Annotated in this window: 17 protein-coding genes; 11 read left to right on the top strand and 6 right to left on the bottom strand. The window is 41.8% G+C overall.

What is annotated here, in order from left to right:
• Positions 1-5: 5 nt before the first annotated feature.
• Positions 6-1,013, bottom strand: coding sequence for an ABC transporter ATP-binding protein (locus DEO27_RS14360; RefSeq protein ID WP_112573696.1), 1,008 nt, complete (start codon positions 1,011-1,013; stop codon positions 6-8).
• Between the two features lie 187 nt (positions 1,014-1,200).
• Here DEO27_RS14360 and DEO27_RS14365 point away from each other — a divergent pair, with 187 nt between their 5' ends.
• A complete protein-coding gene (locus DEO27_RS14365) occupies positions 1,201-1,410 on the top strand; it encodes a hypothetical protein (protein WP_112573697.1) in 210 nt (69 codons plus the stop codon).
• Positions 1,411-1,415: 5 nt separating this feature from the next.
• On the opposite strand, the gene DEO27_RS14370 is transcribed toward DEO27_RS14365, so the two are convergent.
• On the bottom strand, positions 1,416-2,336 hold the full coding sequence (locus DEO27_RS14370; RefSeq protein WP_112573698.1) for a ChbG/HpnK family deacetylase: 921 nt from the start codon (positions 2,334-2,336) through the stop codon (positions 1,416-1,418).
• Positions 2,337-2,639: 303 nt separating this feature from the next.
• On the opposite strand from DEO27_RS14370, the gene DEO27_RS14375 reads away from it, so the two are divergent.
• Positions 2,640-4,220: a PAS domain-containing protein gene (locus DEO27_RS14375; protein WP_112573699.1), complete on the top strand. Its 1,581-nt coding sequence runs from the start codon at positions 2,640-2,642 to the stop codon at positions 4,218-4,220.
• A gap of 55 nt (positions 4,221-4,275) precedes the next feature.
• On the opposite strand, the gene DEO27_RS14380 is transcribed toward DEO27_RS14375, so the two are convergent.
• Entirely contained in the window at positions 4,276-4,737 is a 462-nt protein-coding gene (locus tag DEO27_RS14380; RefSeq protein WP_112573700.1) for a hypothetical protein, read from the bottom strand.
• Positions 4,738-5,006: 269 nt separating this feature from the next.
• Positions 5,007-5,414, bottom strand: a complete 408-nt coding sequence (locus DEO27_RS14385; protein WP_112573701.1) for a hypothetical protein — start codon at positions 5,412-5,414, stop codon at positions 5,007-5,009.
• A gap of 193 nt (positions 5,415-5,607) precedes the next feature.
• On the opposite strand from DEO27_RS14385, the gene DEO27_RS14390 reads away from it, so the two are divergent.
• Together DEO27_RS14390 and DEO27_RS14395 are read left to right on the top strand one after the other, a co-directional pair.
• Positions 5,608-7,170, top strand: a complete 1,563-nt coding sequence (locus DEO27_RS14390; RefSeq protein WP_112573702.1) for a M20/M25/M40 family metallo-hydrolase — start codon at positions 5,608-5,610, stop codon at positions 7,168-7,170.
• A 165-nt stretch (positions 7,171-7,335) separates the two neighbouring features.
• The gene (locus DEO27_RS14395; protein ID WP_112573703.1) at positions 7,336-7,593 is read left to right on the top strand and encodes a helix-turn-helix domain-containing protein; all 258 of its coding nucleotides are present in this window, start codon (positions 7,336-7,338) and stop codon (positions 7,591-7,593) included.
• 390 nt (positions 7,594-7,983) lie between these two features.
• Here DEO27_RS14395 and DEO27_RS14400 read toward each other — a convergent pair whose 3' ends face one another.
• On the bottom strand, positions 7,984-9,045 hold the full coding sequence (locus tag DEO27_RS14400) for a helix-turn-helix transcriptional regulator (RefSeq protein WP_112573704.1): 1,062 nt from the start codon (positions 9,043-9,045) through the stop codon (positions 7,984-7,986).
• 297 nt (positions 9,046-9,342) lie between these two features.
• Here DEO27_RS14400 and DEO27_RS14405 point away from each other — a divergent pair, with 297 nt between their 5' ends.
• From DEO27_RS14405 to DEO27_RS14420, 4 genes are all read left to right on the top strand, one after another.
• The gene (locus DEO27_RS14405; protein WP_112573705.1) at positions 9,343-10,797 is read left to right on the top strand and encodes an RtcB family protein; all 1,455 of its coding nucleotides are present in this window, start codon (positions 9,343-9,345) and stop codon (positions 10,795-10,797) included.
• 173 nt (positions 10,798-10,970) lie between these two features.
• Positions 10,971-11,357: a hypothetical protein gene (locus DEO27_RS14410; protein WP_112573706.1), complete on the top strand. Its 387-nt coding sequence runs from the start codon at positions 10,971-10,973 to the stop codon at positions 11,355-11,357.
• Positions 11,358-11,386: 29 nt separating this feature from the next.
• The gene (locus tag DEO27_RS14415) at positions 11,387-11,878 is read left to right on the top strand and encodes a hypothetical protein (RefSeq protein ID WP_146750070.1); all 492 of its coding nucleotides are present in this window, start codon (positions 11,387-11,389) and stop codon (positions 11,876-11,878) included.
• 95 nt (positions 11,879-11,973) lie between these two features.
• Positions 11,974-12,726, top strand: a complete 753-nt coding sequence (locus tag DEO27_RS14420) for an AAA family ATPase (RefSeq protein WP_112573708.1) — start codon at positions 11,974-11,976, stop codon at positions 12,724-12,726.
• Between the two features lie 18 nt (positions 12,727-12,744).
• On the opposite strand, the gene DEO27_RS14425 is transcribed toward DEO27_RS14420, so the two are convergent.
• A complete protein-coding gene (locus DEO27_RS14425) occupies positions 12,745-13,338 on the bottom strand; it encodes a dihydrofolate reductase family protein (RefSeq protein WP_112573709.1) in 594 nt (197 codons plus the stop codon).
• Between the two features lie 241 nt (positions 13,339-13,579).
• On the opposite strand from DEO27_RS14425, the gene DEO27_RS14430 reads away from it, so the two are divergent.
• The 3 genes from DEO27_RS14430 (at position 13,580) to DEO27_RS14440 (ending at position 15,826) form a co-directional block, all read left to right on the top strand.
• Positions 13,580-14,545, top strand: a complete 966-nt coding sequence (locus DEO27_RS14430) for a hypothetical protein (RefSeq protein WP_112573710.1) — start codon at positions 13,580-13,582, stop codon at positions 14,543-14,545.
• 283 nt (positions 14,546-14,828) lie between these two features.
• Positions 14,829-15,422, top strand: a complete 594-nt coding sequence (locus DEO27_RS14435) for an NUDIX hydrolase N-terminal domain-containing protein (RefSeq protein WP_112573711.1) — start codon at positions 14,829-14,831, stop codon at positions 15,420-15,422.
• A gap of 224 nt (positions 15,423-15,646) precedes the next feature.
• On the top strand, positions 15,647-15,826 hold the full coding sequence (locus tag DEO27_RS14440) for a hypothetical protein (RefSeq protein ID WP_112573712.1): 180 nt from the start codon (positions 15,647-15,649) through the stop codon (positions 15,824-15,826).
• Positions 15,827-15,857 lie beyond the last annotated feature (31 nt).

Genomic DNA, 15,857 nt, shown 5'->3' on the forward strand with positions numbered 1-15,857 from the left:
TTTAATTAACTCTCCCACTTCCCAAATTCAAAATATTTGCTGATGCTGATACCTACCTTGCTGCCAACCGGGTATTTACGCCTGTCATAATTAAGCACTCTTAACGTGATACCTTCTTTCTCGATAACAAGCTCTTCAAAAAAACCTTTAAACAATACCATCTTAACCAGCCATTTACTGCCAAGGCTGCTTATTTTAACGTGCTCGGCATAAACTACTACAGCACCACGTTTACTTTTTATACCGCAAACCTTAGCCTGGGTTGAAGTGAGGTGAGTGCAACTTGCCAAAATTTGGGCTGTATACAATAGCTTAGGCGAATGATACAATTGTTCGGGAGTACCATTTTCTACTATCTCCCCTTCTTTTAGCACGATCAGTTCATCGGCCATGGAAAGAATTTCCGCGGGATCATGGGATACTAATATTACCGTAACTCCCCAATCCTTTACAATATACCTGATATCGTGCTGTAGGGCTTCGCGATAGGTAGCGTCAACCTGGTTAAAAGGCTCATCAAGCAGCAATACTTCAGGGCGACTTATCAGCGCTTTGGCTATAGTTACCCGTTGCTTTTCGCCTCCGCTTAATTTTCCAAAAGCCATCTCCCTGATGGGGTAAATATTTAATAAATTTAACACATCTGTAACCAAATGAATGGCCTGGCTTTGATCGCCATCCGGCAGACCTTCACATACCGTGTCCCACACCGATATACGGGGATCAAGATCAGTATCATTTTGAGTTACCATCCGCATAACTTCGTGTGCATGCTGCAGCCCTTTCGCCCTGCTCAATACCTGTTCTTCCTTAAAAAACACTTCACCGTGATCTGGCTCCAATGTGCCGTAAAGCAGGTTTAACAATGTAGTTTTACCACTGCCACTTTCGCCAACTATAGCTGTTATTTTTCCTTTTGGAATAAAAATGGTAATGTTATTAACCCCCGAAGACTTATCTCCAAAAAAGTTTTTGGTAACCGATATGGTTTCCAGTATCAAATCATCTTGCATTTACGATCTACGGCGTTAATTTTCAGAATATTAGCGAAAGTACAACTCGCGGCGCACAATTCCGGATTCAGGCTTCTAATCTAAAAAAAAGTTAAACGCAAAAAAACTTTATGTACCCTCCAATTAACAACTGCAAACAAATAACTATAAAAAGCTATTTGTTTAAAAATAACCAAATTATAAAATCATGAACAAAACTATCGGGATCCTGCTCATCATTGTAGGTGTGGCCATGCTCATCTGGACGGGCTTTACTTATACTAAAAAAGAAAAGATCATTGACGCCGGCCCTATACAGGTATCGGCCGATAGGGAAAAGACTGTTAACTGGCCACCTTACCTTGGCGGTGTACTTGTTATAGGCGGCATTGTTATAATCGCTGTTTCAAAAAAATAAAGGCGTTATTTATTATCCGCTGCTGTAAGAACACTAATATCCTTGCCAGCAAGTAACCGGCCGTAATTAATAAGCTGAAACTTTTTGCCAATCATCGCCGCAAACTCGGGAGATAACAAAGCGTTGAGTTCAGTTTGGCGATGTACGCTTGTAAGTGGCTTGCCATCCTTCGAGTTCATCATATTGCTGTTCATATCAACCAGTATATCCATTTCGGGGCTGGGCGTAGCGGTGTGCAGCACAAGCATGTTTGGTTTATCAGGGTTTAAGTTGCTTACATAAGCTAAAAAAGCCTCCTTTTTTGTAGCGATAGGTTCGCCCCACATCTCCTTATAGGTTTCGCCGAAATAAGTTACGCTACTTAAGGTTGATATAGCGAGTTTGTACTTGCGCGCCAGTTTTTCTGTGAGGGCACGCAATTCGGGTGTAGAGAGCATAATACCCATATGCGGATCGATGTAGGTTATTTTTAATCCGGAAGCCCTGGCCCTTTCTATTTGTGCCGATAATTCGGTTTCAATTTCACTTAGTTTATATCCACTTTTAGCAAACGCCCTTGTTGATTGCGGAAAATACCCGTTTGAATCAACCAGGCTTGGCACTGCTGTGCGCCCTGTTACCGGCCCCCAGCGGTAGTTTTTCCACTCGGATGTGAGCGTGAGATGAACGCCGACAGTAACATTTGGATATTGCTTTAATATTTCAACAGCCTCCTGGTACCATGGGCACGCGAACTGAACCGAAGCAGACAATGGCATACCGGTTTGCGCGGCCTTGAGCATGGCCATATTTACAGAATGGTTCATGCCGATATCGTCCAATCTGACAAGCAAACGCGGAAGCTTACTATCCGTTTGTTGAGCCAACAGGTTGTTAACAAAAGCACCACCAATAAGAATAAATGCTAATATGACTATCCTTTTCATAATTTTACACGATCAAGAAACGTTAAATGTCAGATAAACAGAAAAGAGCGCTAATAATTGATTGCTATAAATATCTCATTATGAACATCAACGGCAACAATTAAATTAAATTCCATAGTACATTGTTACACAACTCCCCAAAAGCACGTACAACCTATATGTTTATTTAATATTTTAGTAAACTGACGGTACCACATCTATGCCTTATTTTTTACCAGATTCGCAACTCGCGTTTGATACTCCGCGTCGTTTACTGCACTATAACTGTAGTTCAACACACAATATAATATCAAGAAAAAACTGATGCAGATCTGGCAGGCCTATAAAAGCATCATTACCAAAAACTGCTCGGGCGATACTTCTCAATTGCACGGTTTACATTATTGGAGCAACAAATTATTTGCTACCATGATGCTATACCTGTTTCCGCTATTTCTTTTTGCACTGGTACCTGGCGTTTATATGAGCGTCATTAGCCATCTGTACGCACTTGCCGGGTTTGATATATTTATTGTTGTGAGCATTACAGCTTCGGTGTTATTGCCGGGCATGAGTGTTAAGGTGCGCAAATCATGGTTTATAGGTTTATTATACCTCCTTGCGGTTGGTTTACTTTATTACCTTGGCTGGTATGGGCCGGGGCTATTATATTTATTGGCACTAACCATATTTTGCCTGCTCGTTTTTCATGGCGAGCACCCTTTTTGTACCGTTTATGCCAATGCAGCCATTTGCGTATCGGTAGCTATTTGCATTCATTTCAATTTATTAAAAAACGGCATTAGTTTACAGTACTCTCTGGGTTCATGGATAGCAGTATCCAGCAACCTGATCATACTATGTATCGTAGTAGCCATATTGTTGCCTATGCTATTTAATGGCCTACAGCAAAGCAATAACCGTTATGAAACGGTTGCACAGGCCACCAGTGATACCATTTGGGATTGGGATATAGCTAACGATACTATTTTGTACAACTATGGCATGAGCCGAACCTTTGGGCACCAGTTAACTGAGATTAGAGACGTAAATAAGTGGCTTAAAAATAGACTTCACCCTGCCGATCTACATTTTATTAACAAGCAAATAAAGAAGGCTTTGGCAAACGGAGATACGTTGTTGCAGTTAAGCTACCGTTTTTTATGTGCCGATGGTAAATATAAACACGTATTTGACAGGGCTTTTATTGTCAGAAATTCAGAAACCGGTATCCCTGTAAGGGTTATTGGGGCCATGCAGGATATTACCCGCCAAAAAGAAGAAGAGCAATGGCTCAGGCTTACCGAATCGGCACTACGTTACGCCACCGACGCAGTATTAATTGTTGAGGCCGAAGCCAATAGCGACCATCAGCGGAAGATTGTTTATGTTAACAAAGCCTTCACCCATATAACAGGCTATAGCAAACACGAAGTTACCGGCACATACATAGATATTTTATTAAAAACAGACCACCTGCTTCAAAAAACAGCCACAAATTACACTGCTGAACAAAACCAGAGCTTTGAAGTTGAAATTATAAGTCATAAGAAGAACGGCGAACGCTATTGGAGCCACAGATCAGCATCGCCGGTTAAGGATAGCTCTGGCGCTACAACCCACTGGATATTGATTGAGCGGGACGTTACCATGCTAAAAGACCATATCGACGCCGTAGAGAAACAAAACATCCAGTTAAAGGAAATTGCATGGACACAAGCCCATATTGTACGTGCTCCTGTTGCCCGGGTCATGGGCCTTGCCGATTTATTGAGCGACCATGTTGCTCAAAACCCTGATGCCGCCGAGCTGCTAAAATTTCTCACTATATCAGCCAATGAACTTGATGATATAGTAAGAGCAATCATCAAAAAGTCAGAATGGGTGAAAGGCGAAAGCTTATGAAGTTTTTCACTTCATAAGCTTTCAGTACTATGATAAGATTTGGCCGGTAATGCTATTAAGCCGAAACCAGGTCGGGATTATGATTTACCTGGCTTATGGTTAGCGCCTGCTGAATGTTTAGCCCAGCACCTTGTTGATCTGACATCCATTTTTGAATGAGGGCGTTCAGCGTGTTTAGCTGGCTGGCATAAGCATCGGGATTGATACCTTTTAATTTAGCGAGATACCCAACGGCGTCGGCTATTTTTTGCTCATCTGTTTTGCCATCTTCCTGCACTGCCCAATTCAATTCGGTTACAATTTTAGGAAGCCATAATTTGATACCATTTACAATTACTGCTGATGGTGGCACCAGGGTCTCAAGGGTGGCTTCCAGGAATTGCCCGGCCTGGCTTGCTTCAAGATTTTTAAGGGTATTGGCTACTTTGTCGGCCACGGTGATAATTTCGTGTACGGCGCCCGAAGCGTTGTGGAACAGGGATTTTACATGGTCCCAAAGGTTTGATAAAAAAGACATAGGTTGTAAATTAAGGTTTATATAATTTGATTGTTGATTAGTTCGCGCTGATATTCCGGATCGAGCTCATCTATTAAAAAAACAAATTAATAGTAAGCCCGGTAGACTTTAATTAGAGAAGATAAAATTGAAGATAAAAATCCCCTGATTATATAGTGTTTATACGCGTTTAACGTTCGGTTTTTACGCTATTTAAGGTCTATAAAGCCCTGTTAATCATTTAACAAAGAATAAATTACAATTACCAACAAGGCATTAAATCGTTATCATTATATACCGGCAAGCATATCATTCTCATTTGAAGACCGCCTTTCGTTCGTTGTTTGCTGATCCTCGTCAAATACCGAATATGGGGAACCCGATTCCGGAACAGGTGAAACAGGTTGCTCTGGTGTAGGTTGAGGCACCGTAGGATTAGGAGGCGTTGGGCTACTTAACCCTGCTTCCGGCCCGGTAGAGCCCGTTTGATTGCTATCACTTTTACCGAAGTAATAACCAATAATAACGCCGACAAGCCCGGTGAAAGCCCCCGATATTTTTGAAAAGTAAGCGGAGAACTTTTCAAGGTCAAATGACCGGATCCCCAGAACCGGATATATAACCGCTACTACTGTTAAGCAGGTATATGTACCGATAATTACATAAGCAATAATGGTTCGGGGAGTCACATCTTTCATGACAAGTAGCTTATTATAAGACTAATATAAATTTTATTTTTCATTTTTCACTATATTCAAAACAAATTAAAGCGATACAGAGGTAAAGCATATTAGCAGCCTCGGGTAAAAGCAACTTTAATCTCATTCGCTCTTTCCGGCTAAACGCAGATTATCAAGCTAAACCCTTATATTTAATTCTAAAACCCTCACTATGACTCATTTAAAATACCTTTTCATTTCCGGTGCATTGCTGCTTGTCCATGCCGGTAGCTATGCCCAGCAGGACGTTGTTGACACGGCAACTTTCAACCGTATCCGTAAAGCGGAGCTTAGCAGTTCACAAATTCCACAAATAGCGCATTATTTGACCGATGTTTCGGGTGCGCGCCTGACCAATTCGCCTGGTTATTCCCGTGCGGCAAGCTGGGCGGTAGCCACCATGAAAAAATGGGGACTGGCCAACGCCGCCACCGAACGCTGGGGTACTTTTGGAAAATCATGGGAAGTACAGGATTTCAGCATGATGATGCGTGCGCCATATAATGCCCAGATCAGGGCCTATCCAACTCCATGGAGCCCAAGCAGTAAAGGTCAACTACAAGGCGGGGTTGTGGTGATTACGCCAACACAGTCCATGGATACTACCTATTTGAGTAACCACGCTACAGAATACAAGGGCAAATTTGTACTGGTCACCGGTACCGCAGCCGATCATAAAAAGAATTTTGAACCATCGGCAGAAAGACTGACGGACACTGCTTTGGCCAATCTTAAGGACACTTATATGGTTCCGAAGGGAATAATTAACATGTATAATGACCGCATGAAGGTTTTTAAAACTGCCGACATGATACTGAAAAACGCCGGCGCTTTGGCGTTCATCAGCGCCGGCCGTAACAATGTAAACGGAACCGTTTTTGTGCAGGGTTATTATGGCTACAAATTAACCGATCCGGAAACTATACCCCAATTGAGTATCGCACTGGAAGATGCGCAAAAAATAAAACGCTTACTTCAGTCCGGCCAAAAAGTGGAGTTGGCCATGAGCTTTACCGGCAAATCATCTTCCGAGGATACCAATGGCTATAACGTAGTGGGCGAAATTCCGGGTACCGATCCTAAACTAAAGTCACAGCTCGTGATGTTGGGCGGTCACCTTGATTCATGGCAAGCGGCCACCGGTGCTACAGATAATGCCGCGGGTTGTATTGTAATGCTGGAAGCCGTACGCCTGCTCGATTCGCTGGGCCTTAAGCCGAAGCGCACCATCCGCATAGCGCTTTGGAGCGGCGAAGAACAAGGCCTGCTGGGCTCGTTCGGGTATGTTAAAAATCATTTTAGGGATGCTGTTAAGTTTACAGTAAAACCTGAACAGGCGAAGGTATCGGCTTATTTTAACCTTGATAACGGTACCGGAAAAATCAGGGGCATCTACGCGCAAAGTAATGAAAAGATGAAGCCCATTTTTGAACAGTGGTTAAAACCTTTTAACGACCTTGGAGCTACCGCGGTGACTTTGGCCAATACAGGGTCAACCGATCACCTTTCATTTGACTGGGCCGGCATCCCTGGTTTTCAGTTTGTGCAGGATCCTATCGACTATGAAACCCGTACCCACCACAGCAATATGGACGATTACGATCACCTGATGATTGACGATCTGAAACAGGCCGCAATCATCGTAGCATCATTTGTATATCAGGCCAGTATCCGCCCTGAAATGTTACCAAGAAAGCCACTTGAAAACGAAACCTTTGTTTTTGATGGTTTTTAGGAGATAAACATCATCAGTCTATATTAAAAACGGGCCATGAGGATAAAACTTCATGGCCCGTTTTTATGGCCGGTATTTTGTTTGATATTTCTCTTTTTGAGCATTCATAAATCTACCATCACAAAAATATCGTAATTATATAAATATTACACTATTAAGAAACAAATGAAAACAATTGCCGTGCCTCGTGCAGAGATCAAGATCAGGCTTAAGCTGATCACAGATAATATCAGGAAGCTAAGGGAAAGCAGGAACTATTCGCAGGAGTATATGGCCGGTAAGCTTCGCATTTCTCAAAATACTTATAGCAAGCTTGAACTTGGATATACAGCGCTGACACTTGAACGGTTGATATTAATTGCGGCAATACTGGAGGTTAGTTTGATAAGTCTCGTGATTACACCAGACAACAGGCCCAATTAGATGAGCGTTTTCAGCAAGCCCCGCTTAAGTCACAGGGCCTGCTCATTTGAAGTGTTAAAAATCAGGAACGATTAGCATTTAGCGGTTTTAGCACCCGCCGTTGTTCGGCTCTTTTGCTCAGCCAGCATTTTACAAATGCGTTAATCATAATGCCCATAATACAGCAGGCAACCAATACGTAAATAATCAGGATGTGTTTTGGCATTTCAGTTTACAATTTCCTAAATGTAACAGGTTTGGTACATAATCTGCAAGCATTTTCAAAAATAAAGTTTCGACTTATCGGGTACAAAAGTCAATTTCTTGATTTCGGAATTCGGATGTTCGATTTCGGATTTAGTTGGGAATAATAATTGCATTTTCACTCCCCTGTTTTTTTCACTGCAATATTTACGAGTTCAATAAACTACTCAAATTCTTCCCCTGCGGAATCGGGCTATCGCCCGTGTAGTGCTCCAATGATTTTCGGTACAAGTCTTTCATTTGCTTAACCAATATCCGCGGACCAAGCACTTTCAATTTAGGCCCGAAGCCAAGCAGCTCGCGTTCAAGCTCAAAATTCATAACCACTTTTATGCTGAATATCGTCCCATCTACTGTAACCTTCAGTATCTTTTGGGTGTGATGCAAAGGCTTAGTGATGACGTAAGGCGCATTTTTATCATCTACCCAAAAGGTAATTTCAACATCGCGCTGCCCTGCCGATTTTGTTACGCCCAGTACATCGTTATAATAAGTAGCCAGGTTCACCTGCGTATTTTCAATGTATTTGTCGGGGTGTATTTCAACGGTCTGGATCCTGTCGAGCGCCAGTGTAAGCAATTGGCTATTCCTTACATGCGTTACGCCCAGCACAAACCAGCGGTTACGATATTCCTTTAATAAATAAGCGCTGAAACAAAATGTACTGGCCTCTCTTGCCTTAAACGATTGGTATGTGATACACAGCGTATTTTTAGCAACGATAGCCTTGCGGATAATCTCAATCCATTCCAAACCCTTCAGGTTGTCATTCTTTTCAAAATCTACCACCGGCACGCTATGTGTTTTCTGGCTGTAGATCTTGTCTTCCAGTTTTGTAACCATTTCATTAAGATCGGCAAAATGTCCGAGGCCTTTAAACTGACCAAGCAAACCGGCTACCTCGCTGAGCACCTGCATATCCTGGTTGTTAAGCGGGATGTTATTGATACTGTAATTCTTATCCGAGTAGGTGTAGTATTTTTTATCAACCACCACAATAGGCGCTTCATAGCCCAGCTTATTGCTGCGCATCATCTCAATATCGGCCTGGATGGTACGGCGGCTCACGCCGCTATCTATCCCCTGGTATTCGTATAAGGCTTCGGAGCATGCTTCAATCAGGTCGTCAAGCGTCCATTGTTTGCGACGGTTTTGCAGGCAATTATCAATGGTTCTGTAGCGGATAAGGGCATTACGGTTAACAGGCATATTTTGATTTGGGATTTCGGATGTTCGATTTCGGATAATTGATCACCCGTCATTGCGAGGAACGAAGCAATCCCAAACTGTGCAGGGTGACTTTCATAGCCGCTCTGCCTGGCGGAGATTGCTTCGTACCTCGCAATGACGGTATATTAAAGCGCATTATTTTTTTTATAATATTATCAAATTATTTTTCACTACGCAAATACATTGCGCAGTTGCAATTTTACTTTGTATCATTAATTAACAAAAGCAGCCGATTTAAGAAACCCCTCCGCCAATTGGCGGAGGTTTTAGAGCGCTATGGAAAAGATAAAAATAAGCAACAACGAACTTACCGCATTAGGTATTAACGACGTAAAAATATTAGAGAACTTTAGCCGTGTGGCCAACGGTCTGTTAAAACATGGTGTAATGGACAAGGAACAAATATTGGCAAATCTTGAAGCCCTTATTGACGACCCGATGCCTTATGCCCTTAAAAAAGGCGGTAAATTTAAAAACCTGGCCGAAGCCGTGATCGATCTTCGAAAAGAAGGAAAATTTCTGAAACAGCCCCGAACCACCTTTGCCTTAAAGCAGGAGATAGCCGATTTCCCGGTATATGGTATTGAACATATTGAGGTAGGCGCCTTAGCGCAGATGAAAACTGCCGTTAAGCTGCCTATAGCTGTTGCAGGTGCATTAATGCCTGACGCACACCAGGGATACGGATTACCGATTGGTGGCGTATTGGCTACAACCGCCAACACCATTATCCCGTTTGCGGTTGGGGTGGATATTGCCTGCCGTATGTGCCTGAGCATTTTTGATTTACCGGCAGGTGTTGTAGATACCGAAAATGATATGCTTAAAAGCCTGTTGCTTAACCATACTCATTTTGGTATTGGCGGTGTTACCAAAACGCATTTTGATACTTCGCTGTTCGACCGCCCTACCTGGAGCGAGACTAAAACCATTCGTAACCTGAAGGATAAGGCTTACGCCCAGTTAGGTACATCAGGTACGGGAAACCATTTTGTGGAATGGGGCGAGCTTACCGTTGCCGATGGCGCGCTTGAGGGTATCCCGGCAGGTAACTATCTTGCCTTGTTATCGCACTCTGGTTCACGGGGATTTGGGGGAAATATTGCAGATCATTACTCCAAAATTGCCATGAGCAAAACCAAGCTTCCGCAGGAAGCCAAACATTTGGCATGGTTAAATTTAGATAACGATGAGGGTCAGGAATACTGGATTGCCATGAACCTTGCCGGCGATTATGCCAGCGCCAATCACCACGAAATTCATAACAAAATTGCCCGTGCGCTTAATCTTAAACCGATTATGATGATAGAAAACCATCATAACTTTGCCTGGAAAGAGCAACTTGCCGATGGTACCGAAGTGATGGTACACCGAAAAGGTGCTACACCGGCCGGCGAAGGCGTATTAGGTATTATTCCCGGAAGTATGAGCACACCTGGTTTTGTAGTGCGCGGTAAAGGCGACGCGACTTCCATCAATTCAGCATCTCACGGTGCGGGCCGTTTAATGAGCCGAAGCGCTGCCTTCAAAACCGTCGACCCGAAAGTGGTTGCCGCTAACCTGGTAGATAAACGCATCACGCTAATTGGCTCCGACCTTGACGAGGCTCCAATGGTATACAAAGATATCCACGCTGTAATGGCTGCCCAGCATGATTTGGTTGATGTGTTAGCAAGCTTTCAGCCAAGAATTGTGCGTATGGCCGACGCGAAGGAGAAGCCGGAAGATTAGCCCCCGACCCCTAAAGGGGAGTTTGTCCGATTGACCAGAATGTCGTCGAACGCTGCTGCAAGCATCCTCGCCTGTGAGCCCCGTTTAACCTAACTAAGTATAAGCGGCTATTCTGCTATCAGTGGCTATAAATAGACTATATTAAAGATCAAAACACAACCAAATTAATTGTAATGAAGTACATAGCAAAAGACGATGAACTATTTGACTTGTTAAAGAAGTTTCAAGTCCGCATTCTTGATTCAAATATTTTGAGAATAAATATCTTCACGCAAAATCATCAATTATTTATTGAGATAGATTTCGAACCTATAAAAGGCGAAATATTTAGGCTCAAATTTTACGATATAAGAGAATATTCTTTTTATCACAACCGCAATCATCATTTTAGATACGTTGAGAATTTAAGCTTGCTTAAAAGTGACGGTCTATTCTACTTTACTTTTGATCCTGAAGACGAACGTCTAATGGCCATTTCAGAAAATGACCAGGATTTTATTTTATTTGGTGGCTTTGAAGGATATTTCCTCGGCCAAAATGATCTTATCACTAATTACTAATGCCAGCCTTTCCACAATCATATCAGCTTTTGTTTGAAGTATTTTACCTTGGGCTAAAATGGAAACTTGTCACCAAAACCGAAATTGTAAAATGGGCCGATGATATCATTCTCGCTGAAGCGGAACCGGATTATTTTTTCATTGAACTTGCAATGAGTAAAAATATTAACGAAGTAATAGCGCTTATCGGCAATAGGATGAATAAAAGCACGGATCCAATTGCCGGCCGCGTACTACTTAGCCTGACTTTTAATCAGCTTAACAATACCACTATCTCACTACAGAGAGCATGCGACATTCTGGATGGTATAGCTTTACTTAACACTTTAACCAATTGGGAAAGGGGACATTTTTTCCAATTTTACGATGAAATTCAAGAGTTATTTCGTCCGGACGATATCGAAAACCTGCGTCTTGAAATATTGACCTTTTTATCTGTATATAAAGATAAATTCAACTTTGATAATTACGAAGAATGGGGTATCATTAGCAACCAAATTGCAACATTTTTTCCAAACTAATTCTCCCTCCTTCGCTATCCGTAGTCTCCAGCTACGGGTTTTAATGTATGTAGACTGTGTCTACATGCAATCACATTCCCTATCTTTACCATACCATGCAAGCCAAACCTTTTCTTAAAGAGATCCAACTGAAACGTGATATGGTGCCATCTTTTGATACCTACCCGTTTCAAATTCCTGCTATCAGAAACCTTCATTCGTTAAAATTCCACCCTGACATTACTTTCATTATTGGCGAGAATGGCTCGGGAAAATCAACACTGATTGAGGCAATTGCTTTACAGATGGGTTTTAGTACCGAGGGCGGTTCAAAAAATGCGCAGTTTCAAACGCATAGTAATTCGTCGCAGCTTTTTAACTATTTAACCGGTATTAAAAGTTTCAAAAAGCCGACTGACTATTTCTTCCTCCGGGCCGAAAGTTATTATAATTTGGCTACCTATATGGAAAACGCCTACGAAAGTGAAAAAGACCGGGCCATATTTGAAAGGCAATATGGAGTTAAATCACTTCATGAATGCTCTCATGGCGAATCGTTCATGGCCACGCTCACCAACAGGCTTACAGGCAATGGGCTTTACATATTTGACGAGCCCGAGGCCGCGCTCTCACCCAACCGGCAAATGGCTGCCTTGTCGCTCATCAACACGGTTGTACGCGAAAATTCACAATTCATTATTGCCACTCACTCCCCTATTTTATTAGCCTACCCGGGCGCCACCATTTACCAACTGGATGACTCGGGCATTAAGCGGGTACAATACGAGGAAACGGAGCATTACATGGTTACCCGGCATTTCCTGAATAACCACCATGCCGAAATGACCCGCATTTTGTTTGGAGAATGAGCGGCTTCCTGAATTTATTTACGCGCCCAGATTACCAGTCTTCACTTCACCGGCTCGCTTGTAATTAGCCACAATCACCCCACTTGGCGTAACGGTGCTTTCTGTTAACTCCAATGTCATTGGCAGAGTTTCCGGGCCATATATGCTTTTTCCTTTACCAAGAAGCACCGGGTAAATCTTGAGCCAAAGTTCATCTACCAGGTCATGCTTCAGCAGCAGTTGAACAAGTTCGCCGCTACCCCACACTTTTAAATCCGAACCCTCTGAATTTTTAAGCTTTTTAATATCCTCTACGCCGGTAAGAAATATGCTGTTGTTCCAGTCAGATTTATCTTTAGTGTTAGACAGCACATATTTTGTTACGTCGTTAATACCCGGCCAATAATCAGCATGTTGAGGCCAGTAGCTCTCAAAAATATCGAATGTTTTCCGGCCTAAAAGGATATCCGTAGCCTCCATCTGCTTCTGCATGATCTTACCGGACTCTTCGTCGGTAAAAGGTGCCGACCAACCACCAAATTTAAAACCGCCTGCTGTATCCTCTTCCGGGCCACCGGGTGCCTGCATTATGCCATCTAATGTAATGAATGTTAAAACGATTATCTTTCTCATAAGATTTGCCTCCTGTATAGGTTTATGTTTACAATTTGTTTTTGTTACAATACAAATCTCAGGAATAAGAAAACAACCGCTACGGTGTATATGCGACCAATAGTAGGGCAAATGCGACGAATAGAAAAATAGAAAAACGCGTAATAGAATATCCGATTTAGGTTTATAATGTTGCTCGTGTCGAAACTCTTAAAGAGAGTTGCAAGAAAATTGTAGCTTTAAATAAACTATAATTAGTTAGATGGGGCAAAGAGCAAATTATATATTTATTGAAAACTCTCAGAAGACCATCCATTACAGTCATTGGAGAGCTAACGTCATAACATCCGATCTTTATCTTGGGGAAAAGCGTTTTATAGATTTTGTAAGATCATGTAAGTCGGTAGAGGTATTATTGAATGAGGTTTGGATAGAAGGCTGCGTAATTATCAATATCGATAAAAAGACACTCTACTTTTGGAGTTTGGAATTCGGCACAACATCAGCAACTGACTTTTACTTAAATAAACTCCAACAAAGGTGGAAAGGCTGGTCGTTAAATTTACTTTACAACCAAATGTATGATATTGAACAAATTTTGGATATCGATTATATTTCTCAGCAAGAGCAATTTCCGTTATTAGTAAAAACAACAGAGGAGATTATTAATGATGAGATTAGTGAATTTGGAAATACAATAATAATTATAAAAACAGGTATCAAAACTCATATAACACAATTGGGAGGTATTGATGCGTCAGAAGTATTAAATTATGGCGAAAGTGTCATAGATATTTTACTGAACAAAAAAGAATACCCTTTACCAAAAGAGGAAGAGGATAAAGTGTTTGAAACATTAATATTTGACGTTGTAAACAAGGAGATGATCATTGACAAAAGTGAGTTTGGATTATGGGAACAATGTCAAAATAAATGGGAAGGATATAATTTAACAATGGGCGACTTCGGTTATATAGGAGCCCTAAAACTTGCCAACATTAACATTGAGCAATTAGTTATGAGTGTCGAAAAAATCAAAATTGCATTCAACGATCAGGTTATGCGTCCTGAAGGCTTCGACCCCCAAAAAATGGCAGAAAGATTATTACAGGAAGATAAAGATTTTAAATTCAGCTCAGACTTCTTCGATTCTGCTAAACCCCCATTTACCCTTATTGAAAAATTCATAAGAACGATCAGTAAACCATTTAAAAGACAAAATTATTGAATTAAAAAAAACATAGAAATACACTAAGTATTTTGTGACCCCGGAGAGATTCAAACTCTCGACCCAATAATTAAGCAAATAAGAAGTTCTTATGAATTTGGAGTGTGCCCAGAACGAGATTCGAACTCGTGCATCTCTGAACCACATACTGGCTGATGCGGTCAGGAGAACAGCATGATTCAAAATTACATAACTTCTGTCACCTACCCAATAATCACAACCAATGATTTTATAATTTCTTTATCCCGGTTATATAAGCTGTTAGGTATATTGCAGGCACTGTATGAAAAAGAACTATATCGACCTGCTTGAAAGCATATACGCCCTGGCTCAAAGCGGCATCAGGTACACGAAAAGCCCTTTTGACATGGAGCGCTACCAAAAACTGCTTGAGATAGCCACCCAGGAATACAGCGAATTTACCGGCCTCGAAACCGAAGTTTTAAAAGAGCGCTTTAAGAATGACCTGGGATATGCAACCCCGAAAGTAGGCGTTAATGGCATTTTGCTTGATGAACAGGGCCGCATACTGGTTGAACACCGCAGCGATGACCTGCTATGGGGATTGCCCGGCGGTTGGGTTGATATTGGTGAAGATCCGGAAACAGCCATCAAACGCGAATTTTGGGAAGAAGCGAAACTTGTTGTTGAACCCGTTGAGCTAATACAATTTCTGGCTGTGCCAGCCGGGAGGTTTGGACAACCTCATAGCTCCTTACAGGCGCTATACCTTTGCAAATACATCAGCGGCAACATCGAAATATCGTTAGAAAGCCTTGAGATAAAGTTTGTTGATCCGGCCGAGGTAACCAACTGGCATAAAAACCACGGGGAGCATGTACAGGCCGCGTTACGTCATCTAAAATCGCGGATTTAAAAAATCTTTCTGCCATATACTCTCCTTAAAACAGGCTATATTTTTCCTCTTTTGCCTCTTGCATCCTCATCAAATTCTCAAAGCGGCAAAATAATAGGCTATAGCATCACATCATTTTCACATAATGCGTAAAAATTTGATTATCAGTAAAATATAATTGTATATTTATATACCTGATCAATTAACAATTAACTGGTTTTAAACGGATTTTAAACTTTAAAGTCATGAGCGCATCAACCAAAGCATTTGACAAAAACACTTCAATGGGTTTTAGGGACAAAAACACTTCAATGGGATTTGCTGATAACGAAACAGGCATAGAGCCGGAAAACGAAGGGGCCGACGGATTTGCCGACGTTCCAGAACCAGAAGCGGCAGCAGAAGAACCTTCGATGGATAGTTAGATAACCATTTTTAACAAGCCGGTACCATTAC

The organism is Mucilaginibacter rubeus (assembly GCF_003286415.2).
Lineage (GTDB): Bacteria > Bacteroidota > Bacteroidia > Sphingobacteriales > Sphingobacteriaceae > Mucilaginibacter > Mucilaginibacter rubeus_A.

Bases quoted from the DNA above. Each gene is read 5' to 3' on its own strand.
- DEO27_RS14360 (WP_112573696.1), bottom strand. From the start codon at position 1,013: ATGCAAGATGATTTGATACTGGAAACCATATCGGTTACCAAAAACTTT.
- DEO27_RS14365 (WP_112573697.1), top strand. From the start codon at position 1,201: ATGAACAAAACTATCGGGATCCTGCTCATCATTGTAGGTGTGGCCATG.
- DEO27_RS14370 (WP_112573698.1), bottom strand. From the start codon at position 2,336: ATGAAAAGGATAGTCATATTAGCATTTATTCTTATTGGTGGTGCTTTT.
- DEO27_RS14375 (WP_112573699.1), top strand. From the start codon at position 2,640: ATGCAGATCTGGCAGGCCTATAAAAGCATCATTACCAAAAACTGCTCG.
- DEO27_RS14380 (WP_112573700.1), bottom strand. From the start codon at position 4,737: ATGTCTTTTTTATCAAACCTTTGGGACCATGTAAAATCCCTGTTCCAC.
- DEO27_RS14385 (WP_112573701.1), bottom strand. From the start codon at position 5,414: ATGAAAGATGTGACTCCCCGAACCATTATTGCTTATGTAATTATCGGT.
- DEO27_RS14390 (WP_112573702.1), top strand. From the start codon at position 5,608: ATGACTCATTTAAAATACCTTTTCATTTCCGGTGCATTGCTGCTTGTC.
- DEO27_RS14395 (WP_112573703.1), top strand. From the start codon at position 7,336: ATGAAAACAATTGCCGTGCCTCGTGCAGAGATCAAGATCAGGCTTAAG.
- DEO27_RS14400 (WP_112573704.1), bottom strand. From the start codon at position 9,045: ATGCCTGTTAACCGTAATGCCCTTATCCGCTACAGAACCATTGATAAT.
- DEO27_RS14405 (WP_112573705.1), top strand. From the start codon at position 9,343: ATGGAAAAGATAAAAATAAGCAACAACGAACTTACCGCATTAGGTATT.
- DEO27_RS14410 (WP_112573706.1), top strand. From the start codon at position 10,971: ATGAAGTACATAGCAAAAGACGATGAACTATTTGACTTGTTAAAGAAG.
- DEO27_RS14420 (WP_112573708.1), top strand. From the start codon at position 11,974: ATGCAAGCCAAACCTTTTCTTAAAGAGATCCAACTGAAACGTGATATG.
- DEO27_RS14425 (WP_112573709.1), bottom strand. From the start codon at position 13,338: ATGAGAAAGATAATCGTTTTAACATTCATTACATTAGATGGCATAATG.
- DEO27_RS14430 (WP_112573710.1), top strand. From the start codon at position 13,580: ATGGGGCAAAGAGCAAATTATATATTTATTGAAAACTCTCAGAAGACC.
- DEO27_RS14435 (WP_112573711.1), top strand. From the start codon at position 14,829: ATGAAAAAGAACTATATCGACCTGCTTGAAAGCATATACGCCCTGGCT.
- DEO27_RS14440 (WP_112573712.1), top strand. From the start codon at position 15,647: ATGAGCGCATCAACCAAAGCATTTGACAAAAACACTTCAATGGGTTTT.